The 24847-nt window shown below is 60.3% G+C and carries 24 protein-coding genes and 1 pseudogene; 17 read left to right on the top strand and 8 right to left on the bottom strand.

Going from position 1 to position 24847, the window contains the following annotated elements; translation table 11 throughout:
* Position 1: 1 nt before the first annotated feature.
* From P3R82_RS08800 to P3R82_RS08775, 6 genes are all read right to left on the bottom strand, one after another.
* On the bottom strand, positions 2 to 811 hold the full coding sequence (locus P3R82_RS08800) for an ABC transporter substrate-binding protein (RefSeq protein ID WP_283193687.1): 810 nt from the start codon (positions 809 to 811) through the stop codon (positions 2 to 4).
* 77 nt (positions 812 to 888) lie between these two features.
* The gene (locus tag P3R82_RS08795) at positions 889 to 3318 is read right to left on the bottom strand and encodes a TonB-dependent siderophore receptor (RefSeq protein WP_111564508.1); all 2430 of its coding nucleotides are present in this window, start codon (positions 3316 to 3318) and stop codon (positions 889 to 891) included.
* Positions 3319 to 3466: 148 nt separating this feature from the next.
* Positions 3467 to 4405, bottom strand: coding sequence for a FecR family protein (locus P3R82_RS08790; protein ID WP_111564509.1), 939 nt, complete (start codon positions 4403 to 4405; stop codon positions 3467 to 3469).
* 47 nt (positions 4406 to 4452) lie between these two features.
* Positions 4453 to 4965, bottom strand: coding sequence for an RNA polymerase sigma factor (locus P3R82_RS08785; RefSeq protein WP_111564510.1), 513 nt, complete (start codon positions 4963 to 4965; stop codon positions 4453 to 4455).
* A gap of 309 nt (positions 4966 to 5274) precedes the next feature.
* Complete coding sequence (locus tag P3R82_RS08780) at positions 5275 to 5955, bottom strand: dimethylsulfonioproprionate lyase family protein (protein ID WP_111564511.1); 681 nt, start codon at positions 5953 to 5955, stop codon at positions 5275 to 5277.
* A gap of 27 nt (positions 5956 to 5982) precedes the next feature.
* Positions 5983 to 6249, bottom strand: coding sequence for a helix-turn-helix transcriptional regulator (locus P3R82_RS08775; RefSeq protein WP_111564512.1), 267 nt, complete (start codon positions 6247 to 6249; stop codon positions 5983 to 5985).
* A 122-nt stretch (positions 6250 to 6371) separates the two neighbouring features.
* Between P3R82_RS08775 and P3R82_RS08770 the strand changes: the two genes are divergently transcribed.
* From P3R82_RS08770 to P3R82_RS08735, 8 genes and pseudogenes are all read left to right on the top strand, one after another.
* The gene (locus P3R82_RS08770) at positions 6372 to 9293 is read left to right on the top strand and encodes a monovalent cation/H+ antiporter subunit A (RefSeq protein WP_349294064.1); all 2922 of its coding nucleotides are present in this window, start codon (positions 6372 to 6374) and stop codon (positions 9291 to 9293) included.
* On the top strand, positions 9293 to 9628 hold the full coding sequence (locus P3R82_RS08765; protein WP_018897795.1) for a Na+/H+ antiporter subunit C: 336 nt from the start codon (positions 9293 to 9295) through the stop codon (positions 9626 to 9628). The genes P3R82_RS08770 and P3R82_RS08765 overlap by 1 nt, the downstream gene beginning before the upstream one ends.
* Positions 9625 to 11244 (top strand): monovalent cation/H+ antiporter subunit D, encoded by a 1620-nt coding sequence (locus P3R82_RS08760; protein ID WP_111564514.1) that lies wholly within the window; start codon positions 9625 to 9627, stop codon positions 11242 to 11244. The genes P3R82_RS08765 and P3R82_RS08760 overlap by 4 nt, the downstream gene beginning before the upstream one ends.
* On the top strand, positions 11244 to 11720 hold the full coding sequence (locus P3R82_RS08755) for a Na+/H+ antiporter subunit E (RefSeq protein WP_113200923.1): 477 nt from the start codon (positions 11244 to 11246) through the stop codon (positions 11718 to 11720). The genes P3R82_RS08760 and P3R82_RS08755 overlap by 1 nt, the downstream gene beginning before the upstream one ends.
* Positions 11717 to 11998 (top strand): K+/H+ antiporter subunit F, encoded by a 282-nt coding sequence (locus tag P3R82_RS08750; RefSeq protein WP_037185734.1) that lies wholly within the window; start codon positions 11717 to 11719, stop codon positions 11996 to 11998. The genes P3R82_RS08755 and P3R82_RS08750 overlap by 4 nt, the downstream gene beginning before the upstream one ends.
* The gene (gene mnhG, locus P3R82_RS08745; protein ID WP_181459324.1) at positions 11995 to 12357 is read left to right on the top strand and encodes a monovalent cation/H(+) antiporter subunit G; all 363 of its coding nucleotides are present in this window, start codon (positions 11995 to 11997) and stop codon (positions 12355 to 12357) included. The genes P3R82_RS08750 and mnhG overlap by 4 nt, the downstream gene beginning before the upstream one ends.
* A 198-nt stretch (positions 12358 to 12555) precedes the next feature.
* Positions 12556 to 12810, top strand: coding sequence for a plasmid stabilization protein (locus tag P3R82_RS08740; RefSeq protein ID WP_111564516.1), 255 nt, complete (start codon positions 12556 to 12558; stop codon positions 12808 to 12810).
* A gap of 76 nt (positions 12811 to 12886) precedes the next feature.
* Positions 12887 to 13141: pseudogene (locus P3R82_RS08735) on the top strand (ThuA domain-containing protein); the annotation flags it as partial.
* Positions 13142 to 13144: 3 nt separating this feature from the next.
* On the opposite strand, the gene P3R82_RS08730 reads toward P3R82_RS08735, so the two are convergent.
* Positions 13145 to 14155, bottom strand: a complete 1011-nt coding sequence (locus tag P3R82_RS08730; RefSeq protein ID WP_283193916.1) for a LacI family DNA-binding transcriptional regulator — start codon at positions 14153 to 14155, stop codon at positions 13145 to 13147.
* 264 nt (positions 14156 to 14419) lie between these two features.
* Between P3R82_RS08730 and P3R82_RS08725 the strand changes: the two genes are divergently transcribed.
* The 9 genes from P3R82_RS08725 (at position 14420) to P3R82_RS08685 (ending at position 23539) form a co-directional block, all read left to right on the top strand.
* Entirely contained in the window at positions 14420 to 15466 is a 1047-nt protein-coding gene (locus tag P3R82_RS08725) for a sugar ABC transporter substrate-binding protein (RefSeq protein ID WP_283193686.1), read from the top strand.
* Between the two features lie 69 nt (positions 15467 to 15535).
* On the top strand, positions 15536 to 16357 hold the full coding sequence (locus P3R82_RS08720; RefSeq protein ID WP_037179379.1) for an ATP-binding cassette domain-containing protein: 822 nt from the start codon (positions 15536 to 15538) through the stop codon (positions 16355 to 16357).
* On the top strand, positions 16354 to 17616 hold the full coding sequence (locus P3R82_RS08715; protein ID WP_283193356.1) for a sugar ABC transporter permease: 1263 nt from the start codon (positions 16354 to 16356) through the stop codon (positions 17614 to 17616). Before P3R82_RS08720 ends, P3R82_RS08715 begins: the two co-directional genes overlap by 4 nt.
* A 22-nt stretch (positions 17617 to 17638) precedes the next feature.
* Positions 17639 to 18367 carry an SDR family oxidoreductase gene (locus P3R82_RS08710; protein ID WP_112949522.1) on the top strand — a complete coding sequence of 243 codons (729 nt, stop codon included), beginning with the start codon at positions 17639 to 17641 and terminating at the stop codon, positions 18365 to 18367.
* A 61-nt stretch (positions 18368 to 18428) separates the two neighbouring features.
* Positions 18429 to 20045, top strand: coding sequence for an FGGY-family carbohydrate kinase (locus P3R82_RS08705; protein ID WP_112949523.1), 1617 nt, complete (start codon positions 18429 to 18431; stop codon positions 20043 to 20045).
* Between the two features lie 241 nt (positions 20046 to 20286).
* Positions 20287 to 20541 (top strand): hypothetical protein, encoded by a 255-nt coding sequence (locus P3R82_RS08700; protein ID WP_283193685.1) that lies wholly within the window; start codon positions 20287 to 20289, stop codon positions 20539 to 20541.
* A 270-nt stretch (positions 20542 to 20811) separates the two neighbouring features.
* Entirely contained in the window at positions 20812 to 21852 is a 1041-nt protein-coding gene (locus P3R82_RS08695) for a hypothetical protein (RefSeq protein ID WP_283193684.1), read from the top strand.
* A 602-nt stretch (positions 21853 to 22454) separates the two neighbouring features.
* Positions 22455 to 22583 carry a hypothetical protein gene (locus P3R82_RS08690; RefSeq protein WP_283193944.1) on the top strand — a complete coding sequence of 43 codons (129 nt, stop codon included), beginning with the start codon at positions 22455 to 22457 and terminating at the stop codon, positions 22581 to 22583.
* A gap of 62 nt (positions 22584 to 22645) precedes the next feature.
* Entirely contained in the window at positions 22646 to 23539 is an 894-nt protein-coding gene (locus tag P3R82_RS08685; RefSeq protein ID WP_113176642.1) for an alpha/beta hydrolase, read from the top strand.
* 119 nt (positions 23540 to 23658) lie between these two features.
* Here P3R82_RS08685 and P3R82_RS08680 read toward each other — a convergent pair whose 3' ends face one another.
* Positions 23659 to 24699, bottom strand: a complete 1041-nt coding sequence (locus P3R82_RS08680; RefSeq protein ID WP_283193683.1) for a porin — start codon at positions 24697 to 24699, stop codon at positions 23659 to 23661.
* Positions 24700 to 24847: the final 148 nt, after the last annotated feature.

Below are 24847 nucleotides of genomic sequence, written 5' to 3'. Positions count from 1 at the left end.
TCTATGCAAGACCAAGGGCCTTTCGAAGAACTTCGGCAAATCGCATTGCTGATGGGAATGCCCCGAACACCCAGGTGGGCGGAATGGTGGCGACATCGCCGCGCTGCACCGCAGGTAGCGACCGCCAGAGCGCGCTTCTGAGAAACGCATCGGGCGGACCGGGTTCGATGATCAGCAACCGCGCCTCAGGGTATCGGGCGATGGCGTCGAGGCCGGCGGTCGCGAAACCCCAATTGTTGGTGGGTTCGTTCCAGGCGTTTGCGATTCCGATCTTCGCAAGCACGTCGTCGAACAGGCTTCCGGCGCCATAGATGTCGATCACGCGGTCATCGGTGAATTTGACGATCAGGAGTTTGCGTCCGTCATAGGCAGTCATCTCCGTCTTGATGGCGGCGAGCCTTGCGTAGCTGCGATCAAGGAAGGCTTCGGCTGCGGGGTAGCGGTCGATACGCTCACCGATCGCGACCAAAGCCTCGTGCGATCGTCGCAGGGGCTGTTGCTCGGCCGTATAAAGTGGCAGCGCCATGGTTGGCGCGATGTCTTGCAATCGCGCTTGAGAGACGCCGTAATTCGCCTGCGACAGGATCAGGTCGGGCCGTAGCGACCTCAGCAGTTCCATGTTGGGCCACGAACGAAGACCGAGATCGATCGTGTCCTTGGGAAGCGCCGGCACGACAACACGGTCGCCATAGAGCGGAGCCTCCGCGACCGACTGCGGCGCGACGTCGATCGCAAGCAGGCTTTCCGCCCAGCCCCAGTCCAGGACAGCGATCTTGGAAGAAGGGCGTTCAGCCCAAGCGATACGCGGCATCATAAACGCACCGAACGCGGCGGCGAATTGCCGCCGCGTCAGCTGAACGGGACGCGTGTGTCGAGGCTTTGTCAACGTCACCAGCTATACTTCAAGGTGGCATAGACGGTGCGTCCCTCGCCCCAGTAGCATCCCGTCGCGGCAATGCAGGTCGAGACGTATTCCCGGTCGAACAGGTTGCTGACGTTGAGCGCCGCCTTCAGGCCTTCGAGCTTCGGGTTCGCTTTGCCGAAATCGTAGCGGACGGCGGCGTCGAAGACGGTATAGCTCGGGATGTCGAACTTGTTGGCATTGTCGCCGAATGTCTGGCCGGTGTAGCGCGCGCCTGCGCCAACGCTCAGGCCGTCCCAGTTGGTCGAGCTCTGCAAGGCATAGTCCAGCCAGAGGGACGCCTGGTGGCGTGGAACGAAGGCGAAGCGGTTGCCTTCGTTGCTGACGCCTGCAGCATTCGGATTGTCCTTGGTGATTTCGCTGTCGGTATAGGCATAGGAGGCAATCACCGAGAAGGCATCGTTCAGCTCGGCTTTTCCTTCGACCTCAACGCCCTTCATGGTGACCTGGCCTGTCTGGACCCGGAAATTGGTGTTGAGCGGATCCGGAGACAGTACGTTGTCCTGGGTGAGGTGATATGCAGACAGCGTAACGAAGCTGTTCATGCCGTTAGGCTGGTATTTCACGCCGACTTCGAACTGCTCGCCCGTGGTCGGATTGAACACATTTCCGAGACGATCGGTGCCGCTGGCAGGGTTGAAGGACGTCGAGTAGCCCGCGTATGGTGAAATTCCATCGTCAAAGTTGTAGACGAGGCCGGTCTTCCAGGTGAAACGTCCGTCGTTTTGATCGACAAGCGTATTGGACGTACTTGTCCGCGTCCGGGTGTCGGTGTTGGCCCAATCATAGCGACCGCCGATGGAAAACGCGAAACGGTCCCATTCAATCTGGTCCTGAGCATAGATGCCGAGCTGGCTACGATGCTGATCGATTCTCGTCGCAATAGCGGGACGTGTAATGGTAGTGGCGCCGTAAACCGGGTCGTAGCCATTGAGTGGCGCAGGAATGAACCTGAGGGCGGATTCCTCGTAGCGGCTGCTCTCATACGAGTAATCGAGACCAAAGAGAGCGGTGTGGTCAAGCGCGCCGGTGGAGAACTTCGCAATCGCCTGATTGTCGACGGTGACGGCGCGAGCGCTTTCCGGAAAGGCCCAGGCGTAGCGATCAAATCCCGCCGGGCTGCAAGCCAAGACGCAAGCTGGCTGAACGCGCTGCGTGTCGGTTCCGATGTAGGAGTAACGCAGGTTTTGGCGAACCGTCCACGTGTCGTCGAACTCGTGCTCGAATTCGTAGCCCACCGAGGCTTGATCGCTTTTGTAGTAGTCATATCCGGGTTCGCCGGGGAATGTGCTACGCGGCAACTCGGGATAGATGTTGGTGTAGAGCGTTCCGTTTGCGATCAGCGCCGGCGCGCCGCCGCCACCGGGCGAATAGATCTTCTGATAGCCGGCGTGAATCGTCAGCGATGTCGCGTCGTCCGGTTGGAACGTGAACGACGGCGCGATATAGGCCTTCCGTTCCTTGACGAAATCGTACTGCGTATCGGTGATGCGGCCAACGCCCACGATCCGGTAGAGGAACGCATCGTCGCCGTTCACAGGGCCGCCGAGATCAAAAGCCGTCTGGACGCGGTTGCCGGTCCCTAGCTGCAGTTCGAGCTCGTTCTTGGCCGTCGCGCTCGGCCGTTTCGACACCATGTTGATCAAGCCACCCGGCTCGCCTTGCCCATAGAGCACGGACGAGGGGCCCTTCAGGACTTCCGCTCGCTCGAGGCTGTAGGGTTCCACGCGCGGCTGCGCATAGCCACGCGAGCCGAACGGCAAGCGGAGACCGTCGAGATAACGGCCCGGGCGGAAACCGCGGATGGTGAACCAGTCATAGCGAGAATCGTCGCCGTACTGGCTGATCACGCCCGGCGTATAGCGCAGTGCCTGCGTCAGCGTCGCCGACCCTTGTGCCGTCATCTGATCCTTGGTGACGACATTGATGGCCTGTGGCGTTTCCTTGAGCGACGTGTCGGTCTTGGTTCCGGTTGCGCTCTGTCTAGCGACAATGCCGTCGACGGGCCCGAGCGCTTGTTCGCCGGTCACGCTGATTGGCTGCAGCACGGTTGAACCATCGGAGGGGACGACGCTTACTCCTCCGGCTGGATTGACCAGAACGACTGTATTCGCTGATGAAAAGCGGTAGGAGAGGCCCGTCCCCGCCAGGAGTCGCGACAGTCCGGCTTCAGCTGGCATGTCGCCCGAGAGCCCTGATGTACGCAGATTGCCGGGCATCGCCCCATCGAACACAACATCGACGCCTGTGATTGACGAGTAGCGGACGAGCGCGGCCGATAGCGACTGCCCCGGGATCGAGAATTGGTAGCCTTTGCCGGCTGTTTGGGCATGAAGTGTCGCCGCGGCAAGCGGGCCGAAGACGATGCAGGTCGCCAGAAGAACGCCGCGAGCCATCTTCAGTTTGCTTCGGTGATCTCTTGCGAAATATTTCAACACAGACACGGACGTCCCCTTGAAAAATAGTCTGCACCCCCAATGATGCGGGGCTTCAAAAAGGGGACGACGTAGGCTGGAAAAAACCTGAGTACATTTTGAAACTATTTTATCTCGGGTAGATCAGCGCCAGCCAGGGTGAATAGGTGTCCACGCGGATAGGTAGTCCGTTTTCAAGCGTCTGAAGGATAGTGCCGGCTCGCCTGATATCGACGATTACCGTGACCGGCCGTCTGGCAAGCTCGCTTTCCATGACGATCATCTTGCCACGACGCCATTTCGACAGTGCTCGAACGACGTCTTCCAGGGGCGTGGAAATGAAGACCAGCTTGCCCTCGCGCCACGAAAGCCGTGATCCAATATCGGTTTCGGACGGCTTTGAGATCCTGTCGTTGGCATACACGACGGATTGCCCCTCCTGCACCTCGAAAGCCTCGAACGGCGAAGACACTCGGACTGAATGTTCGGCGACAGCAATAGTGATGCGGTCGTCTTCTTCGGAAACCGAGAACTGCGTTCCGAGTGCAACGGTCCGCAGTATTCCGGCATTGACGACAAAGGGACGGGAACTGTCCTTTGTCACGGTGAAAAATGCCTCTCCCTCGACCAGTGAGACGGCGCGCTGTGTCGCCGTATAGTCAAGCGAGATTGCAGACTCCGTAGAGAGTTCTGCGATCGATCCATCCGGTAGAGTAATGATTTTGGTCTCGCCTTTTCCTGTCCTGAAGTCTGAGGGCAAGGTGCGTAAATACGCGGCTGTTGCCAGGGCGGATGAGGCGACGACCACGAGCGCGCCCCCCGATTTCAGCAGCTTTCGTCGCGACAGGCGATCTGATTCCGATTTGTCCGGCACCATGCCGGCGCCGAGCCAAAGCCTTTCAATTTCAGCATAGGCCGCAGCATTCGACGGGTCGGCTTCTAGCCATGTCCTGAAATCCACCAGGTCGTTCGGCGTCGCACTGTCATCCAGCAAGCGCGCGAACCACTCTGCGGCGCCTGTCGATGCATCGACCGATGGTTGCTGCGATTTCCCGATGTCTTTGTGCATATCTCTCACGGTCCCACCCGCCCGTGTGTTGATCCCGTTGCCGGTGGTTACTTGCCCGACGCCATTTCGCTCCCAAGACGTTCAAGCGCAACCACCATATGGCTGAAAACCGTCTTCGGGGAAATCCCGAGGTGGCTCCCGATCTCCACATAGGTGAGGCCGTCGATACGAGACATGAGGAAGACCTGCTTGGCGCGAGGCGGCATGTGGTCAATGATCGCGGAGATACGTCTCAGTTCCTGCACCCCGATCGCTATCTGCTCCACGGATGGAGAGGGATCGGATACTCCCTCCAATCCATCGATGCCATCAACGAAGGGCGCGATCCTTTTGCGCCGCTCATGGTCCACGGCGAGATTGCGACCGGTCGTCATGAAGTATCCAGCTAGGTCAGCGACCTCTCGCAACAACGACCGCCGCTCCCAAAATCGAAGGAATGTGTCCTGCAACAGGTCCGCGGTCGTTGCCGAGCATTTCACTCGCCGGTAGATGACAGCCGAAAGACGCGTTCGCACGTGAAGAAACGTATCAAGAATTTCAGGACGGTGAGCGCTGGTCATAGGACGCTGCTAGCATCCAAGAGCGGAGCGGCGCAATATTAAAGTTGATTATAGAATTCATATTTTTCGCGCGCGGCTATTTTGCCACTAGCCCGCGATAGCTCGATTTTCACAAGCTATTCGCGGCAGCGCCGAAGCAGTCGACCAAATATTAGACCTGCGGCGAGACGCTGGAGGAGCATGCTCGGGAATGAGCGGAAGGGGATCCGGAATCGACGACCGCGAAAGCCGCGCGGCATTTCCGTATCTCGGTCCGAAACCTTCGGCAAAATCGTTTGCGTAAAGAGGGGAGGGACTGGAAACGAGCGGCTACTTGAAGCCCTCTTCAAGTTGGCACCAGATGGCGAGTAGCGGTTGAGAGGTGCACCGTATCGCGAATGTCTGCCCTGCCTCGACCGCGAAAACCGATCCTGCGTCAGCCCTCAACCAAGCTTCACCATCGATGCATATTTCCGAGGGGCTTAGAAGCAGGAAAGCCTTGGAGCGGGCCTGCACGTTATCGGGAAACCGCGTATACGGCTCCATCAGGATCAAACAAATCCGGATGTCTGGTCGAGTTTCAATGCCCGACGGACCGATCAAAATGCTGTGCGCGTGCGCTTTCGAGAAGTTCACGCTCGCAAACGGACCGGAGCGACCGCTTCGCCAGGCAATATATGGGCTCAGCTGAGCGAGTTCAGTGGCCAAGCCTTGGTGGGGAAAGCCGGATGATTGGCGAGCGTGGCGCAATGCCGTTTCGAAGGATTGCTTGCGCGACGCCGTTTCCTCGAGATTGAAAATCCCCGTTCGTTCCGTTCGCTGAAGCACCTTTCCCGCGATGAAGCTTGCCGTTGGACAGGCGTTGGAGGAGAGCATTGCCGAGGCAAAGGCATTCAAAAAGCCTTGCAAGGCATCGGGGCGACGCGCTGCGCCGCGCACGACGAGCCTTGCCACCACACCGTCCTTCTCCGTCACAAGAAGGTCCGCGGAGTGGTCGGGTTTCTTACTCATGCGCAAAGATCCACATTTTACCATACGTCAAGGCTGCCCCGGCGATTGGTTGGCGCAAACGGCTATCTTGCCGTCATCCAGAGCAATGAAATTGACACCGCCATTTTCCAGCGCGAACTTCAATTGTGCCGCCGTCGCACGGTGGACATCGTGGCGCCCACCTTCATAATCGCGAACCGTGCTTCGCGACACACCCGCACGCGCCGACAGCTCGAGCTGTGTCCAGTCCAGAAGACCGCGGGCCGCTCGACAAAGAGCCGGTGACAAAATCTTATGGTCGTAAGCTTGACCCATGTTCGACTATCGCCCATATTGGTTGACATAGATCATATAGGCTAATTTCAGAGAGATTTCTAGGTGGGTACCTAAGGTGCTCAGCCGGGGGATCATAATTCGAAAAGGATCGACGCATTGGGATAACAGCCGAACCGTTCATGCTCGTTGCGCTGCTGCTTCTGCCGTTCATCGGAAGCATTCTATCGGTCTTTTTCTTGAGAACGGCATCACGTCGTCTGCCCGCTGGTCTAGCTGGTTTCGTCGTCCTCATTTCCCTTTTGCTCACCGCCTCTCTTTACCCGCAAGTCATTGATGGTGACGTCATTCGCTTTAACGCGGAATGGCTGCCGCAGCTCGGTCTTGATCTGACGCTGCGCATGGATGCCTTTGCATGGATTTTCACCATGCTGATCACCTTCATCGGCTTCCTGGTGATCCTCTACGCTCGCTATTACATGTCAGAAGACGATCCGGTTCCGCGCTTCTTCTCGTTCCTGCTCGCATTCATGGGAGCAATGGTCGGCATCGTCATATCGGGTAATGTCATCCTGCTGTCGGTGTTCTGGGAGCTGACAAGCATCTTCTCGTTCCTGCTGATCAGCTACTGGCATAACAATGCCGCCGCGCGCGATGGCGCGCGAATGGCGCTGACGATCACCGGGATCGGTGGCTTTTGCCTGTTGATAGGCCTGATCTTGCTCGGCAAGATCGTCGGCAGCTACGATCTGGACAAGATCCTGAACTCAGGCGACCTGATCCGAAATCACAGCCTCTATGTGCCCGCGCTGATTTTCATCCTGCTCGGCGCTCTGACGAAGAGCGCTCAGTTTCCGTTTCATTTCTGGCTACCCAACGCCATGTCGGCGCCAACGCCCGTGTCGGCGTTCCTGCATTCGGCAACAATGGTGAAGGCGGGTGTTTTCCTGCTCGTGCGTTTCTGGCCCGTCTTGTCGGGAACTTACGAGTGGTTCTGGATACTCGGTGCCGCGGGCATGATCACCTTGCTGCTCGGCGCCTATTTCGCGATTTTCCAGCGCGACCTGAAGGGTCTGCTAGCCTATTCGACGATCAGCCATCTCGGCCTGATCACGACGCTACTGAGCCTTGGAAGCCCGTTGGCGACGGTGGCGGCGATTTTCCACATGCTCAATCACGCGACCTTCAAGGCATCGCTGTTCATGGCGGCTGGTATCATCGATCACGAGACCGGCACGCGCGACATGCGCAAGCTGAGCGGCTTGTACCGGTTCATGCCGATCACGGCGACGCTTGCTGTCGTCGCCAGCGCCGCCATGGCAGGCGTGCCGCTGCTGAACGGGTTTCTCTCGAAGGAAATGTTCTTCGCCGAGGCGGTCGAGACGCATGCCGATTCCATCCTCGATCGAATCCTGCCTTATGTCGCGACGCTCGCCAGCGCCTTCAGCGTCGCCTATTCGTTGCGCTTTATTCACACGGTTTTCTTCGGGCCACCGCCGACAGACCTGCCGATCGCGCATCCGCACGAGCCGCCGCGCTGGATGCGATTCCCGATCGAGTTTCTCGTCGTGCTGTGCCTGGTTGTCGGTATCGTGCCGGCACTCTCGATCGGACCGTTTCTCCATAGCGCCGTGATCAGCGTTCTGAGAGACAACACGCCTGAGTACAGCCTTTCGCTGTGGCACGGGATCAATCTTCCGCTGATCATGAGCGTCATCGCGCTGATCGCCGGGACCGCGATCTACTGGGCGTTGAAAGGCTATCTGTCTCGCTGCGATGATGGCCCGCCCTTTATCCGGCGGCTGAAGGGGCAGCGCATCTTCGAGCGAATCCTTGTGGAAGTCTCCTGGCGCTGGGCGCGTGTTGCCGAGCGGCGCCTTGGAACGCGCAAGCTGCAGCCGCAATTGCGGTGGCTGGTGGTTGCAGGTCTCCTGGCCGGTGCGCTGCCGCTCTATCTCAGAGGCTTCGAGCATCGCCCCTTTGTCTATTCCGGTGTCGATCCTATCTTCACCGCGCTCTGGCTGATCGGAGTGTGCCTGGCGATCGGCACCGCCTATACGGCCAAATACCACCGACTTGCCGCACTGGTCATGCTCGGCGGCGTCGGCCTCATCGTGTGCACCACCTTCGTATGGCTTTCCGCACCCGATCTTGCCATCACCCAGTTGCTGGTCGAAATCGTCACCACCGTTCTCATCCTCTTGGGGCTCAGGTGGCTGCCGAAGCGATCCGAAGACATTCGTGAATCCATGACGATCCGCGCCAGGTTCCGGCGCTTCCGGGACTTCGCGCTCGCCGTCCTCTGCGGCGTCGCCATGTCGGCAATCGCCTATGCCGTGATGACGATGCCGGTGCCCGACGCGATCGCCAACTATTTTCTCGAGCACGCCTATTCGCTCGGCGGTGGACGAAACGTCGTCAATGTGATCCTCGTGGATTTCCGCGGCTTCGACACGCTGGGCGAAATCGCGGTGCTCGGCGTCGTATCGCTCACCGTCTACGGCCTGCTGCGCCGCTTTCGTCCGGCTGACGACAGCATGGGGATGCCGGAGCAGCAGCAGGTGCAAAATCGCTTCGACGAGGAGCGGCCGGAGCGTTCGGCTGGCGACACGGTGCGTGACTATCTGCTCGTCCCATCGGTCATCATGCAGTGGATGTTCCCTGTCATCATCACCTTCTCCGTCTACCTCTTCATGCGCGGGCATGACCTGCCGGGCGGCGGGTTCTCGGCGGGATTGACGCTCTCGATCGCCTTTCTGCTGCAATATCTCGCCGGCGGCACGCGCTGGGCCGAAGACCGCATCCGCATCCTGCCGTTGCGCTGGATGGGCGCGGGATTGTTGACGGCGGTGCTCACGGGCGCCGGTGCTTGGTTGCTCGGCTATCCGTTCCTGACCTCGCATTCGCGCTATCTCGAGCTGCCCCTGATCGGCAAGGTGCCGGCGGCGACGGCGCTGCTCTTTGATCTCGGCGTCTTCTCGCTGGTTGTCGGATCGACCGTGCTGATCCTTGTCGCGCTTGCCCACCAATCGCTGCGGATCAATCGCCTGCGCACGATCGAAGCGGCCAAATCGGAGGAGCGGTGATGGAACTGGTTCTGTCGATCGCCATCGGCATCATGACGAGCTGCGGGGTCTGGCTTATCCTGCGTCCGCGTACCTATCAGGTGATCATCGGGCTCTCGCTGCTCTCCTACGCCGTCAACCTGTTCATCTTCGGCGTCGGCGGCGTGAAGGCCAATGTGCCGCCGATCCTCGGCAATGACGATCCGTCCATTCTCGCCGATCCGGTGCCGCAAGCGCTGGTACTGACGGCTATCGTGATAGGCTTTGCGACGACGGCACTGTTTCTCGTCGTTCTGCTCGCGTCGCGCGGGCTGACGGGCAGCGACCATGTCGACGGAAGGAACGAGCCGAAATGAACGGTTGGTCCCATCATCTCATCGTCGCGCCCATCCTCATTCCGCTGATCGCCAGCGCGCTCTTGCTGTTCATCGACGAGCGGCGGCGCGTCGCCAAGGCGATGGTCAGTCTCGCGTCGGCCATTTTGCTCGTGGTGATCGCGTTCATCCTGTTCAGGATCGAAAGCGGCCCGAATGGCTTCGAGGGCGTCTATCTCGTCGGTAACTGGTCAGCGCCGTTCGGCATCGTGCTGGTTCTCGATGGCCTCTCCGCAATGATGCTGCTTTTGACGGCGCTGCTTGCCGTGTCGGCGCTCGTATTTTCGCTGGCCCGCTGGCATGCCGTGGGCGCGCATTTCCACAGCATGTTCCAGCTGCTTCTCATGGGCGTCAACGGGGCGTTCCTCACGGGCGACCTGTTCAATCTCTTCGTTTTCTTCGAGGTCATGCTGGCAGCCTCCTATGGCCTCCTGCTGCACGGTTCCGGCCCGCTGCGCGTCAAGGCCGGCATGCATTACATCGCCGTCAACCTCGTTGCCGCCCTGCTGTTCCTGATTGGCGTCAGCCTCATCTACGGAACCGCCGGGACGCTCAACATGGCCGACCTTGCCGCCCGCATCCCCGAGATCGAGCCCGACCGGCGCATGCTGATGGAGGCAGGTGCCGGCATATTGGGTGTTGTCTTCCTCATCAAGGCTGGCATGTGGCCGCTCTGCTTCTGGCTACCCACCGCCTACAGCGCCGCATCTGCGCCGGTGGCCGGCATCTTCGCGATCATGAGCAAGCTTGGCATCTACGTGATCCTGCGGCTGACGATGCTCTTGTTCGGCGAGGGACCTTCGGCCGGCTTCGGCGCGCCGGTGTTGCTCTATGGTGGCATGGCGACGCTGATCTTCGGGATCGTCGGCGTGCTTGCATCGCAGGCACTCGGACGGCTCGCAGGCTTTTCGGTGCTGGTCTCCTCGGGAACGTTGCTGATGGTGCTTGGCATCAACGACGGTGCCGTCTCTTCCGGCGCACTGCTTTATCTCGTCAGCTCGACACTGACGATAAGCGCCTTCTTCATGCTGATCGAGCTCGTCGAGCGCGGCCAGGATGCCGGCGCAAACGTTCTGGCTGTTACCATGGAGGCCTATGGCGAGGCGGACGACGAACCCGAAAACGAGGAAGAAGGCGTGACAATGCCGGGGACCATGGCTGTTCTCGGCATCTGCTTTGCGGCCTGCGGCATTCTCCTGTCCGGCCTCCCGCCGCTCTCGGGCTTCGTCGCCAAGTTCGCCATGCTCTCAGCGATGATGGGCACCGGCTCCATCGGCGTGCCGCCCACGGCCGCGATCTGGGCGCTGGTCGTTCTTGTCATTCTCTCGGGCATCGCCGCATTGATTTCCATGACGCGCGTCGGCATCCGCACCTTCTGGAGCTCGATCGAGGGAACGGTTCCCCGCGTGCTGGTGATCGAGATCGTGCCGGTGATGTTCCTCTTGGCCCTGACGCTTGCACTCACCGTGCGGGCCGGGCCGGCGATGCAATACATGGATACGACGATCCGGACGCTGAGCAAGCCGTCGATCTACATCGACGCGGTCAACAACGCGCTGCCGATCAAGGGCGTCAAAGCTGGAACGGAGGGCGAGTGATGCTTCCCTATCCCATTCTCGCGACATGCCTCCTCATTATGTGGTTGCTGCTCAACGGCTTCACCCTCGGCCATTTCATTCTCGGCCTTATCGTTGCGGTCTTTGCGGGTTGGGCGATGGCGTCGCTGCAGCCGGAGCCGATACGGCTGAAGAAGTGGTATCTCCTGCCGAAGCTCTTCGGTTTGGTTTTCCGCGATATCGTCAAGTCCAACATCGACGTCGCGTGGATCATCCTGCGCAGCGGCAAACGCCGGCACAATCCCGGCTTTATCACGATTAATCTGGAACTCCGCAGCCAGTTCGCGCTCGCCGTGTTAGCCGTCATCCTGACGAGCACGCCGGGGTCCGCCTGGCTGGAATATGATTCCAACGATCATTCGGTGCTGCTGCACGTTCTCGACATCCAGAACGAAGCCGTATGGCGCGATACGATCAAGAACCGCTACGAAGCGCTGTTGCTGGAGATATTCGCATGAGTGCAATCATCCTCTTCACGGCCGTTTCGGTCGCCCAGATCATGCTCGTCGCCGCCATGGCCATCGTCTCGATCCGCATGTTCGTCGGGCCCCGCGCGCAGGACCGGATCCTCGGCCTCGACACGTTCTACATCAATGCCATGCTGCTTCTGGTGACATTCGGCGTCGGAACGGGACGGGTGGTGTATTTCGAGGCCGCTCTGGTCATCGGCATGATCGGCTTCGTTGCGACCGTCGCGCTGGCGAAATTCCTTATGCGCGGAGAGGTGATCGAATGATGCACCCGGCTATGGATATGCCTGTTTGGGTGGCGGCGCTGGTCGCCTTCTTTCTCGTGCTCGGCGCCCTTCTGGCGCTGATTGGCGCGATCGGATTTCTGCGTCTGCCAAGCTTCTACCAACGTATTCACGCGCCCACCCTCGGGACTAGCTGGGGGATCGGTGGCGTCATGCTCGGCTCGATGATCTTCTTTTCCGTGGCGTCGTCGCGATTGGCGATCCACGAGATTCTGATCGGCATTTTCGTGACGGTAACGACACCCATCACGCTGATGATGCTGGCGCGCGCTGCCTTGCACCGGGATCGCGCCGAGGCAAATGGAGAGGCGCCTCCAAAGCACAACCCGGAGCACAGATAGGAGCTTGTCGGCCACCTGACTGGTTGGGGTCGTGATGTTAAACTCCGCGAGACCGTCATGCCAGCCGATGTGGATGCGCGTTCACCGTCGGGCGATCCCACAAGAGCAGCTTTGCCCGCAACCCGAATTCTGTTTGGATGTTGGTGTCACTTCACATATATCGATATCAGTGTCATCACTAAAGCCGAGGTGATATCGATGCCGGCCGTAACGATCCGCATCCTTCCTGATGAAACACATCGCGCTTTGCGCGTGCGCGCGGCTCACAATGGCTGCGGCACGGAGGCTGAAATCCGCGACATTATCGAGGCCGCGGCTCGCCCTTCTCAGGGCGTAAAGCTTGGTTCTCTGTTGCTGGGCATTGGTCGCAATGCAGAGCTCTCCAATGCGGATGTCGAAGCCCTGCAGCGGACACGTGATGATACGCCTGCCGAACCTATGACTTTCGAATGATCCTTCTAGACACCAATGTGATATCCGAACGCCGGCGGAAGCCGGTGGCCTGTCGCATGCACTGCGGCGGATGGCGGGGATTGCAGATTTTCGCTACAGTTCCGAGCAGTATTACATGCATGTCGACCCGTCGAACGATGTGCTGGCGACGACGACCTTTACCGGTGAACATGCTTATTGGATCGATGGCGTCACCATGCCTGTCGTCTGGAAGCGCATGTATGGCAAGGGCCGCGTTTTCTACTCGTCGCTTGGCCATGCTGCCAAGGAATTCGATGTGCCGCAGATGTATGAAATCTTCAGGCGCGGTGCTCTCTGGGCCGCGCGGTAACACTTACCTCAGAACGGGCGGGATTTCGGACACGGTGGGCTCGAAGTTTCCGAGCTCAATAAGCTCAAACATCCGGGTCAGCATTGCCGGCACATCCTGGCGGACCATCTCGATGTTGTCGCCGAGGAGGGCGACGAGAGGGTCGTAGTCGAAGCAGCCGAGAGCGAATTCCTGTTCGCTGACAGGTCCGGCGAGCCGCACCCAGCGCAGCACACCTTCGAGTGTAATCGTCGAGTTGACGAACATGCCTCTCGAAAACGGCAAACCGCTGGCGGCGCGCTCCTGAAGTGCGGTCTGCGCCTTTTCGGGGGCGTAGCCACAGGCGATGACCCTGTCGTCCTCAAGGTCGATGCCGTGATCCGCATGTGCCTGGCGAAAGCCCCTCAAGCGTTCCATCGTGTTGTGATCGCCACCGCGTCCGCCAACGAACATCAGCGGCTCCATGGCGCCAAATCGTTGTTGGCAACTGACGAGAATTCTTCGCGTCAGTTCCCGGGCGCCTGCGAAATTGTCGGAAATGACTGAAGGCGCGAGTTTGCCCGGTAGGTCGAGGTTGATCGTGCGTACGCCGGCGGCGGCGCAAAGCTCGGTGATCCTGTCTGGGTCGGTCGCACCTGTCGCGATCACGCAGTCCACCTGATACGAAAGCATCGTTCGAGCGGCCTCGATCTCAAGCGCGGGGTCGCGTCGCGTGCAGGTGATGAGCGGGAAGAGGCCCTTGTCACGCGCCATCGTCTCGAAGAGCTCGACGATCGAACCGAAATACCGGTTGTCGTACTTGGGAACGATCATCCCAATGATGTGCGACTTCTCGCGACGCAGGAGACTTGCCTGCATGTTGAGCGCGTAACCCTGCTCTTCGGCTATGCGCGTTATCTTCTCCGCAAGCTGCTTGCTGATGCGCCGCTTCTTCCAGTTTCCGTTCAGGACAACGCTGACCGCGCTCGCGGACGTACCCGCGAGTTCAGCAAGATCATAAATCGTCGTGCGCTTCTGCTGCTTGTCCAGACTCAAAATTCTCATCTCCTGTATCGGGCGCTAACTTGACATCAAACGAGAGAAGTGGCAAATCTAGCTTCATCGATTGAGCAAGTGAGCTCAATCGATGATACGTGCCAGCTAGGAGGCTGGTACCGGGAGGTGATTTCGCAGCTATTGGTGGTCCTCTTTGCCGTGCGGCTCTCGTCGAGCCGCGGCTTGGGGCGATGACGCATCGCGCGTCAGGCCGATGTTGCGGCAATGGCCGAACCTTGTCGTTGGTCAATTAAGGAGGAGAACATGACCTATCGCAAACTTTCCCTGGCATCCGCGACCATGCTGATCGCGCTTGGCGGAGCAGCATTCGCCCAGGAGGCGTCCACGGTGGCGTTCCTGATGCCCGATCAGGCGTCGACCCGCTATGAGCAGCACGATTTTCCAGGCTTCAAGGCCGAAATGGACAAGCTGTGCGCCAAGTGCACCGTCGTCTATCAGAACGCCAATGGCGACGCGTCGCTGCAGCAGCAGCAGTTCAATTCGGTGATCGCGCAGGGCGCAAAGGTCGTCGTGCTCGATCCGGTCGACTCCGCCGCTGCGGCAGGCCTCGTGGAACTCGCCCAGTCCCAGGACGTCAAGGTCATCGCCTATGACCGCCCCATTCCCGACAAGCCGGCCGACTTCTACGTCTCCTTCGACAATGAAGGCATCGGCTACGCCATCGCCAAGTCGCTTGTCGAGCAGCTGAAGAAGGCCGGCGTGCCCGACGGAGCCGGCGTGCTCGAGATCAACGGCTCGCCGACCGACGCGGCCGCCGGCCTCATTCGCGACGGCATCCATCGCGGCCTGAAGGAATCCAAGTACAAGACGCTTGCCGAATTCGACACGCCGGAATGGGCGCCGCCGAAGGCACAGGAATGGGCCGCCGGCCAGATCACCCGCTTCGGCGCCGATATCAAGGGCGTGGTCGCCGCCAATGACGGCACCGGCGGCGGCGCGATCGCCGCGTTCAAGGCGGCGGGCGTCAATCCCGTTCCGCCTGTTACCGGCAACGATGCGACGATCGCGGCACTGCAGCTCATCATTTCGGGCGACCAGTACAACACGATCTCCAAGCCCTCCGAGATCGTAGCCGCTGCGGCGGCACAGGTGGCGGTCCAGCTCATCAAGGGCGAAAAGCCGGAAGCCAAGACGACGCTCTACAACACGCCGTCGCAGCTCTTCATCCCGGCCGTCGTCACAGCGGAGAACATCAAGGCGGAAATCTTCGACAAGAAGATCCAGACGCCCGAGCAGATCTGCACCGGTGAATATGCCGAAGGTTGCAAGAAGCTCGGCATCGGCAACTAAGTGCCGATCCGCCACTCCGGCCGCACAGCGTGCGGCCGGTTTCTCAAGGACGTACAAAGGCCTTAAGCCATGAGCACCACAGCAAGCAATGTACCGGAGCGCGGGCAGCCCATCCTGCGACTGCGAAACGTGTCGAAGAATTTCGGCGCCGTCTCGGCGCTGACCGACATCGAACTGGACGTCAAGGCGGGCGAGGTCGTCGCCCTGGTGGGAGACAACGGCGCCGGCAAGTCGACGCTAGTCAAGGTGCTGGCGGGGGTTCATCAACCTTCTTCCGGCTCGATCGAATTCTGCGGCCAGAGCGTTTCGCTCGACAGCCCGGGCAAAGCGCTGGAACTCGGCATCGCCACCGTCTTCCAGGACCTGGCGCTCTGCGAAAACCTCGACGTCGTCGCCAACCTGTTTCTCGGGCATGAGCTCTCGCCCTGGGCGCTCGACGAGGTCGCGATGGAGGTTCGCGCCTGGACCTTGCTAAGGGAACTGGCCGCGCGCATCCCCTCTGTCAGGGAGCCGATCGCCTCGCTGTCGGGTGGCCAGCGCCAGACGGTGGCGATCGCCAGATCGCTGCTCCTCAATCCGAAGATCATCATGCTCGACGAGCCGACGGCGGCCCTCGGCGTCGCGCAGACGGCCGAGGTGCTCAATCTCATCGAGCGCGTCCGCGACCGGGGCCTGGGCGTCATCATCATCAGCCACAACATGGAAGACGTCCGCGCCGTCGCCGATCGCATCGTCGTGTTGCGGTTGGGCCGAAACAACGGCGTCTTCACGCCAGATGCCTCCAACCAGGAACTCGTGGCCTCGATCACGGGTGCCACGGAAAATTCCGTCTCGCGCCGCATCGAGCGCAAGACAGGCACGGCGCAGGAAAACAGCGGGAGACCGGCATGAGCCAGAAACCATCCGATACAACACTCGCACCCGCCACGACGCTCGATCGCAGCGACGAACGCGTCCGCCATGACGACAGCATGATGGCGATGGTCGGCGCTTTTATCGATCGCGTCAAATCCGGCGATTTGGGCATGCTTCCCGTCGCGGTCGGGTTGATCGTCATCTCGACGGTCTTCTCGCTTCTCAATCCGGTGTTCCTCGCGCCCAACAACCTCGTCAACCTGCTCTTCGACTGCGCGACCGTCGGCATCATTTCACTCGGCATCGTCTGCGTGCTGATGCTCGGCGAGATCGATCTCTCCGTTGGCTCGATGAGCGGCCTGTCATCCGCCATTCTCGGGGTTCTCTGGGTGAACAACGGCCTCCCGTTTGTCGTCGCGATCATCGCGGCCATCGCGGCCGGCGCGGTCATCGGGACCGTCTACGCCTTGCTTTACAATCGGCTGGGAATGCCAAGCTTCGTGGCGACGCTTGCCGGCCTGCTGGCGCTGCTCGGCATGCAGCTTTACATCCTAGGCCCGAGTGGCAGCATCAACCTTCCCTATGCTTCCCCGCTCGTCCGCTTCGGCCAGATCCTGGTGATGCCCGATTGGCTGTCTTATCTGCTCGCTCTCATTCCAGGCGCCGTGATCATCGCCAAGGGCCTGCGGACACGCCAGCAACGCGCTGCCGTCAACCTATCGTCGCAGCCCTTCGCGGCGACAGCCATCAAGGCCGTCGTGCTGACCGCGGCACTCGAATTCGCGGTCTACTATCTCAACCTCGGTCGCGGCATTCCGTGGATGTTCGGCCTGTTCGTCGCCATCGCGGTGGTCTTGAACTACGGCCTGACGCGTACCCAATGGGGACGCTCGATGTTCGCGGTCGGCGGCAATCGCGAAGCCGCGCGGCGCGCCGGCATCAATGTTCGCCGCATCTATCTGAGCGCCTTCGTGCTTTGCTCGACGCTTGCCACCATCGGCGGCATTTTGTCAGCCTCGCGTCTTGCCTCATCGAGCCAGCAGGCCGGCACTGGTGACGTCAACCTCAACGCCATCGCCGCCGCCGTGATCGGTGGGACGAGCCTCTTCGGCGGCCGTGGCAGCGCCTATTCCGCGCTGCTCGGGATCATCGTCATCCAGGCGATCTCCAACGGCCTGACCCTGCTCAACCTCAGCTCGTCGTTGCGCTACATGATCACGGGCGGCGTTCTCGCCATTGCCGTCATCGTCGACTCGCTCGCCCGTCGTTCCCGCGTCAGCCACGGACGCGCCTGATCAAACTTCTAGGAGTAAATTCATGACCGACCTCATGAAAGGCAAAGTCGCCGCCATCACCGGCTCGGCTTCCGGCATCGGCCTCGAATGCGCCCGCACATTGCACGCCGAAGGCGCGACCGTCGTTCTCATCGACCGCGCCAAGGACAGACTGGATGAAATCTGCGCGGAGTTCGGCGAGCGCGCATTCCCTCTCGTCGTCGATCTTCTCGACGGCAAGCAACTCTCTGGCATCCTTCCCAGGATTTTGGAGATCGCTGGTGGGCTCGACATTTTCCACGCCAATGCCGGCGCCTATATCGGCGGGCAGGTCGCCGAAGGCGATCCCGATGCCTGGGACAGGATGCTGAACCTCAACATCAACGCAGCCTTCCGCTCCGTTCATGCCGTGTTGCCGCACATGATCGCCCAGAAGTCGGGCGACATCCTGTTCACCAGCTCGATCGCCGGTGTCGTGCCGGTTGTCTGGGAACCGATCTACACCGCCTCGAAATTCGCGGTGCAGGCATTCGTGCATTCGACACGCCGCCAGGTCGCGCAACACGGCGTACGCGTCGGCGCTGTCCTGCCGGGTCCGGTCGTGACCGCGCTGCTTGATGACTGGCCGAAGGCGAAGATGGAGGAAGCGCTTGCCAATGGCAGCCTGATGCAGCCAAGGGAAGTCGCCGACTGCGTGCTCTTCATGCTATCGCGGCCGCGCAACGTGACCATTCGTGACCTCGTGATCCTCCCCAACAGCGTCGACCTCTAGAGACCGTGATCTCCGCGCGATGCGCGGGCATCAGCCATTCATGCCAGAAAGATGAGAGACCATGAGCGACGAAGTCCAAACACCGCGCTACGTGATCGGCGTTGACGTCGGCACCGGAAGCGCTCGCGCGGGGGTGTTCGATCTCGGCGGACGGATGCTGGCTTCGGCCAAGCGCGACATCACGCTTTACCGCGAGGCGGGATCGATCGTCGAACAGTCGAGCAACGAGATCTGGCGGGCGGTCCGCGACGCCGTGCGTCAGTCCGTTCAAGATGCAGGCGTAAGCCCGGAGACCGTCGTCGGACTGGGCTTCGACGCGACATGCTCGCTCGTCGTCCTCGGTGACCAGGGCAAGCCCTTGCCGGTCGGCCCATCGGAGGATCCCGAGCGCAACATCATCGTCTGGATGGATCACCGGGCGGTTTCGCAGGCGGAGCGGATCAATGCGCTCGGCCATGAGGTCCTGCGCTATGTCGGCGGGCGCATCTCTCCCGAGATGGAGACGCCCAAGCTGCTGTGGCTGAAGGAGAATCGGCCTGACGTGTTCGACGCGGCGTGGCAATTCCTCGATCTCGCCGATTACCTGACCTGGCGCGCCACCGGCGACCTCTCGCGCTCCACCTGCACCGTCACCTGCAAGTGGACCTATCTCGCGCACGAGAAACGCTGGGATCCGACATATTTCGAGGAAGTCGGCCTCGGCGCGCTGGCGGATGAAGGCTTTGCCCGCATCGGCCAGACGATTGTCGAACCAGGCTCGGCGCTTGGTGGCGGCCTGACGCCGGCTGCGGCGGCGGAACTCGGTCTGTTGCCGGGGACGGCGGTTGCCGCCGGACTGATCGATGCCCATGCCGGCGGGATCGGGACGGTCGGCTTCGGGGACGGACCGACGGCGAACCTCGGCTATGTCTTCGGCACCTCATCCTGCACGATGACATCAACAGTCGAACCGGCCTTCGTGCAGGGCGTATGGGGACCCTACTATTCCGCGATGGTTCCTGGGCTTTGGCTCAATGAAGGCGGCCAGAGTGCCGCGGGTGCTGCGATCGAACAGCTTCTCTCCTTTCATCCTGCCGCGGCGGAAGCGACGCAAATTGCAAAGGACAAAGGCCAACCGCTTCCCATCATGCTTGCCGACCTCGCCGCCAGCACAGCGGGAACCGATGCCGCCTCGCTCGTGACAGGCCTTCACGTCGTCCCTGAATTCCTGGGTAACCGCGCACCGCTGGCCGATCCGCACGCCCGCGCGCTGATCGCGGGCCTTGGCATGGAACGCGATATCGACAGCCTCGTCCGGCTGTACGTGGCGGGGCTCTATGGCATCGGTTATGGGCTCAGGCAGATCATCGACGCACAAGCGCAGGCGGGTGTCGAGATCGATACGGTCGTCATCAGCGGCGGAGCCGGGCAGCAGGCTTTCGTTCGTCAGCTTTTGGCGGATGCCTGTGGCAAGCCTATTGTCGCGACGTCAGCCGATGAACCGGTGTTGCTAGGCGCGGCTATCCTTGGCGCGGTCGCCAGTGGCCGTTACCGCGATGTTCGCGACGCGATGAGCATGCTGACGATGGTCGACGGAACGTTCACGCCATCCGCGGGCCCGGCCGCCGATATTCACCTGCGGAGATATGACGCTTTCAAGCTGTTGCAGCAGTTGGGGCAGCAAGTGCGTGATTGCTGATCAAGGATAGGCCTTCGCCCCATCCGTCGCGCTTTTGCTGGAAGTGCTGGAAGTCCACGGACCGGATCGCAGGCGAAAGCATGTCGCGGGCAGGTGCTGCGCGATATCGGCCTTGCGCCAGATGTCTTGCGGATCCGGTATCTTCATCTTAAACCGGGCATCTGCCGATCACGGCGCGTTGTGAGCGGCAAAATGGCTGACGAGCCACGGATGAGTGATTGCCGACCCGCCGGATGACCTGATGAGCGACCTGTTTGACACTGCTGGACGGATGAATCCGCAACCTCTTGCCGCGGCGCTGAGGCCAGCGACGCTCGACGACATCATTGGCCAGGAAGCTGTTGTTGCTCCTGGCTCCATCCTGCGCCGGCGTATCGCGGCCGGCCGGCTGGGAAGCATCATACTCTACGGTCCTCCCGGCCTCGGCAAGACGTCGATGCTAGCGGGCGGACGGTACCCGGAAGCTGACATGGTACGAGACGTTGCTCTTGAGTGAGGACTTACAGGCGACAAAGCCGAAGCCGAGGCTTTACGCCAATTGGATGGCGTCGCGAATATTGTCGAGTGGTGAGGGGATGGCTACTCTAGGGGAGGCGTCACGAGATGGGCGGTCATTATGTATCGGACGTTCCAAACACGTTTAACCCTGACTGCGCAGCAATCTAACGTTCTCCAGCGGTACGCGGCCATTCTGGGCACTGTCGAGCGAACTATTTACAGCCGTCTTCGCAGGGGGCGTACTTGGGAAGGTGATCTGCGGAGATCGGTGCATAGGGAATTCGGGGTCCATTCCGCTGTGGTGGCAATGGTTCACCGCCAATTGCTCGCCAGGGTCAAATCTGCTCAAGCTGTCTCGAAGCTCCACCGGGACCAGTTGAGACGTCGCCTCTGGCAGGAATGCCTACGTCTCGAGATCAAGAAGAAGAGGATTTCCCAAACAGATCAGCACATCGCCCACAACCGGAAACGCTTGGCAGAAGCGGCATCTATGTTGGACAGCCGGCCAAACCAATTAACGGCCACTCAGCTACGGAAAATAAAAGATGCGCTCGATCGCAAATTCCGCTGCGAGAAACGTCTGGAAATTCTCGTAGCCCGCAAGTCTCATATTTTGCGATCCATCCATTTCGCGAAGCGCAAAATCCAGAAGATCGCCTCGCGACTGAAGCGAGTGGAGTGTGAGATCCAGGAGCCATCGATCCATTTTGCGCCCGGTAAGCTCTTTCGTGCGCAGCATCATTTGCAGGCATCGGGTTTCTCATCGCATGAAGAATGGCGGAGAGCGTGGCGTGAAGCCCTCTCCAGCAACTTTTTACTGGAGGGCGACAAAAGTACGCCGTCTGGGAACAGGTACGCGCGTTTGCATGGGGCAGGGGGCCTTCACGACCTCGAGCTCAGGCTGCCCGCTTCGCTGGCGGCGGGAGCAGATCGGAGCGAGGTGGTCAAAGGTCGCAGCATCTACATCCTCGACATCAAGGGCCTAAACTTCCATCACGGTCGTGTTAGTATCCAAAGAGCTTTGGCCCAAGGGGCACCAATAACGGTCCGGTTTCATAAAGATGATGTGTCGTGGAAGGTGTCGGTCACCATATACGAGGAGACCACGGTCCCGCCCGTCTGCTGGGATGGCGGCGCGGTGGGCCTTGACTGGAATGCGGGTAAGATCGTCACGGCAATGGTCGATGGCGCGGGCAACCTCATCGAGACCAAAGCTTTCGCATGCCGCACCGCGGGGGCACCGCCAACCAGACAAAGGACAAGATCCGGAAAGTCTGTTCGCAAATCGCGGCATTCGCTAAGACGCTGAACGTGCCTCTGGTGATCGAAAAGCTCGATTTCGCCCAGGTTCGCTCGTCGCGCCGGGCGTTCGCCGATAAGACGTATTCCCGCAGGGTGGCATTATACCCTAATGCGCAATTCACCAAGGCCATGACGTCGGCATCGGCCCGGCAAGGTATTCCGCTTTCCGTCGTTGCATCCGCTCATACAACCCGAGTGGGGCGTTATAAATTTGCGAGACGTTATGGCCTGTCGACCCATGAGGCGGCAGCATTCGTTATCGCAAGACGAGGTATGAAATTCTCCGAAAGGCCGAATGGACCAACGCTTCAGCACGAGCGTTGGCAATCCCGACCGATGCGCCCGACCGTCACCCATGCGGAAAGGAAGGCACGCAAGAGCGGGGGCAAGCTTCAGCCTTTGGGAGATAGAGAAGGTGGCTCGCACACAGAGGCTGTCCCCACCACGGACGTGGAGACCACAACACGACCTCACCGTCGCCTGTGGCGGAGCGTTCAGCCGCTCCATAGCCTTTCGGTATTCTCGGGACGTTCCTTGGGAAACCGCTTCAGCCGTGGTTCTGAGGGCTGGGAACCACGCCGGGAATGAGTTTCCCGCAGCAGCCGAATTATGAGGTTTACTCCTGAGACGCGCGACTATGTGCAGCGGGTGATAGAGAACTACGAAGTGTACAAGGCCCGGTTGGGTCAGCCCGTCAGCATCCAGAAGGACCTGATCGGCGGACGCAACGCGTCCTAAAGCGCCGTTTGCCTGCCGGTGCAGCGAAGTCTAGTCTCTTCTCGTCAAGGCGGGGAGAGACGATGGACGATACCAACAGCCGAGCCTTTCAGGACCGGACTTATGTTTCCAGTGATGGCCTGACGCTGCATCTGCGGGACTATGATCCGGGCTCTGATGTGACCGAAGGCCGGCTGCCGGTGATCTGTCTTCCTGGGCTGACACGGAATTCCCGCGATTTTCATCAGCTGGCCCTGATCCTGTCGCGGGATCCGGTTGCTCCACGACGGGTGATTGCTCTTGACTACCGAGGGCGCGGTCTCTCCGACTGGGACGAAAACAAGGCCAACTACAATCTCGCCGTCGAAGCCCGCGATGTCATCGAAGCCTGCGCCTATCTGAACATCGGCCGCGCCGCCTTCATCGGCACATCACGCGGCGGCCTGATCCTGCACCTGCTTGCGGGAATGAACCCCGATCTGGTGGCCGCGGTGGTTCTTAATGATATCGGCCCGGTCATCGAGGCTGGCGGATTGATGAAGATCCGCGACGATCTCAACGCCGCACGGCTTCCGAGCGATATGGAAGAGGCGGCCGCGTTGCTGAAGCTACGGCATGGCACCGAATTCCCTGCCCTGTCGGATAGCGACTGGGCGGAGATGGCGACGGCAATCTTTCGCGACGTCGATGGTCAGTTGGTACCCGATGTCGATCCCGCGATTGCCAGGCAGCTGTTGTCTATCGATTTCACCAAGCCGATGCCGGACCTCTGGGCGCAATATGAGCGTTTCGCACGCCTGCCCCTGATGGTGGTTCGCGGGGAGAATTCGGCGTTGCTTTCCGAGAACACGCTAACAGCGATGGCTGATAGCCATTCCAATCTCAGGATCGTCAGCGTTCCCGACCAGGGCCACCCGCCTTTGCTGCATTCAGAGCCGGCGCTCCAGGGCATCCGGACTTTTCTGGCGGCGACGTAGCACTCCGACCCAGGCCTTCAGACGCCAGGCTTTCCAGCGCAACTTGCACACCGCCAAGAATGCAAAAAGCCCGGTTCTTGCGAACCGGGCTTTCCTGATTAGACCGAAGTCAGATCAGATTAGAATGCACGCTGCAGACGGAAGTAACCCGACCAGGTGTTGTCGTCGACAGCAACCGTGCGGTCCTGCCACTGTACCGAAGCCTTGGCGTAGAAGTTTTCCACGATCTGGTAGTCGAGCGTTACGCCAGCCTTCCAGATGTCAACGTCGGTGAAGTCGGTAACCGTCGAGATCGTGCCAACCTGTCCACCGTTCTTCGCGTTAGCGAAGTACTGAACAGCCGGGGTGATCTTGAACTTGTCGGTTGCCTGGATGGCGTATTCAGCAGCAACCGTCCACTCCGACTCTTCGAAGTAGGCGTTCGGGCCAGAAGCCCAAGCAGCCGCGAGGCCGAGGGTGCCCGGGCCAACTGCAACGGTGCCCATGCCACGGATCGCACCTTCTTCGGTGTCCGTGTCGTAGCCGCCGATCAGCTGATAGCTGAATGCGCCAGCCTTGCCACCGATGCCAGCAGCGATACCAACGTCGTTGGAGGTTTCGCCGAGACCCGTGTGGATCGCGTCTTCCAGTTCGTCAACCGAGATACCAGCGTAGAAGTCGCCAGACTCATACTGATAACGGACCGAGTTGTGCAGCGTCGAGTTCGAAGCGAGCGAGTCGGTTTCGCCAGAAAGGCCATCGTCCCACCAGCTGTAGAACAGACCAGCGCGGAAGCCGGCGATGTCGATGTAAGCCGAGTCGAGGTAGGAAGACTGGCTCGAAGCGTTGTCAGCGTCCGTCTGCAGAACGATAACGCCGGTGAGCGGACCGTATTCGGTATCGCTCTTAGCGGTGAACTGAACGTTACCGCGAGTGAACGAATCCCAGTCAGAGTTACCGCCTTCGCCACGACCAACATCTACCTGGAAGCGGATGTAACCTTCGATCTTCAGGCAGGTTTCCGTGCCCGGGATGTAGAAGTAGCCGGTGCCGTATGCGTCGCAAACGCGAACGTATTCTACTGCTTCCGGTTCAGCTGCAACAATCGCGTCAGCAGCCTGAGCGCCGGATACAACTGCCAGGGCAGCTGCGGAGCCGAGAAGTAGGCTCTTGATGTTCATATTGACCTCCAATTCAAAGTTTCAATCGGATCCGGGTTTTCGCCGTTTTGGCAGCGTTCCCTGCCCCGTCACCGTGTTTCAAGAAGTCGGACGATCAACCGCTAACAGAAAACGGACACGGTGCCCTAAGCTAGTCGTACCAGTCGCT

This window comes from Rhizobium sp. AN80A, assembly GCF_030053015.1.
Classification (GTDB): domain Bacteria; phylum Pseudomonadota; class Alphaproteobacteria; order Rhizobiales; family Rhizobiaceae; genus Rhizobium; species Rhizobium metallidurans.
The sequence above is the reverse complement of the archived record's forward strand: the minus strand, read 5'-3'. Positions and strand labels throughout refer to the sequence as shown.

Coding starts and splice junctions, on each gene's coding strand:
- P3R82_RS08800 (WP_283193687.1), bottom strand. CDS start 811: ATGCCGCGTATCGCTTGGGCTGAACGCCCTTCTTCCAAGATCGCTGTC.
- P3R82_RS08795 (WP_111564508.1), bottom strand. CDS start 3,318: ATGGCTCGCGGCGTTCTTCTGGCGACCTGCATCGTCTTCGGCCCGCTT.
- P3R82_RS08790 (WP_111564509.1), bottom strand. CDS start 4,405: ATGCACAAAGACATCGGGAAATCGCAGCAACCATCGGTCGATGCATCG.
- P3R82_RS08785 (WP_111564510.1), bottom strand. CDS start 4,965: ATGACCAGCGCTCACCGTCCTGAAATTCTTGATACGTTTCTTCACGTG.
- P3R82_RS08780 (WP_111564511.1), bottom strand. CDS start 5,955: ATGAGTAAGAAACCCGACCACTCCGCGGACCTTCTTGTGACGGAGAAG.
- P3R82_RS08775 (WP_111564512.1), bottom strand. CDS start 6,249: ATGGGTCAAGCTTACGACCATAAGATTTTGTCACCGGCTCTTTGTCGA.
- P3R82_RS08765 (WP_018897795.1), top strand. CDS start 9,293: ATGGAACTGGTTCTGTCGATCGCCATCGGCATCATGACGAGCTGCGGG.
- P3R82_RS08760 (WP_111564514.1), top strand. CDS start 9,625: ATGAACGGTTGGTCCCATCATCTCATCGTCGCGCCCATCCTCATTCCG.
- P3R82_RS08755 (WP_113200923.1), top strand. CDS start 11,244: ATGCTTCCCTATCCCATTCTCGCGACATGCCTCCTCATTATGTGGTTG.
- P3R82_RS08750 (WP_037185734.1), top strand. CDS start 11,717: ATGAGTGCAATCATCCTCTTCACGGCCGTTTCGGTCGCCCAGATCATG.
- mnhG (WP_181459324.1), top strand. CDS start 11,995: ATGATGCACCCGGCTATGGATATGCCTGTTTGGGTGGCGGCGCTGGTC.
- P3R82_RS08740 (WP_111564516.1), top strand. CDS start 12,556: ATGCCGGCCGTAACGATCCGCATCCTTCCTGATGAAACACATCGCGCT.
- P3R82_RS08725 (WP_283193686.1), top strand. CDS start 14,420: ATGACCTATCGCAAACTTTCCCTGGCATCCGCGACCATGCTGATCGCG.
- P3R82_RS08720 (WP_037179379.1), top strand. CDS start 15,536: ATGAGCACCACAGCAAGCAATGTACCGGAGCGCGGGCAGCCCATCCTG.
- P3R82_RS08715 (WP_283193356.1), top strand. CDS start 16,354: ATGAGCCAGAAACCATCCGATACAACACTCGCACCCGCCACGACGCTC.
- P3R82_RS08710 (WP_112949522.1), top strand. CDS start 17,639: ATGACCGACCTCATGAAAGGCAAAGTCGCCGCCATCACCGGCTCGGCT.
- P3R82_RS08705 (WP_112949523.1), top strand. CDS start 18,429: ATGAGCGACGAAGTCCAAACACCGCGCTACGTGATCGGCGTTGACGTC.
- P3R82_RS08700 (WP_283193685.1), top strand. CDS start 20,287: ATGAGCGACCTGTTTGACACTGCTGGACGGATGAATCCGCAACCTCTT.
- P3R82_RS08690 (WP_283193944.1), top strand. CDS start 22,455: ATGAGGTTTACTCCTGAGACGCGCGACTATGTGCAGCGGGTGATAGAG.
- P3R82_RS08685 (WP_113176642.1), top strand. CDS start 22,646: ATGGACGATACCAACAGCCGAGCCTTTCAGGACCGGACTTATGTTTCC.
- P3R82_RS08680 (WP_283193683.1), bottom strand. CDS start 24,699: ATGAACATCAAGAGCCTACTTCTCGGCTCCGCAGCTGCCCTGGCAGTT.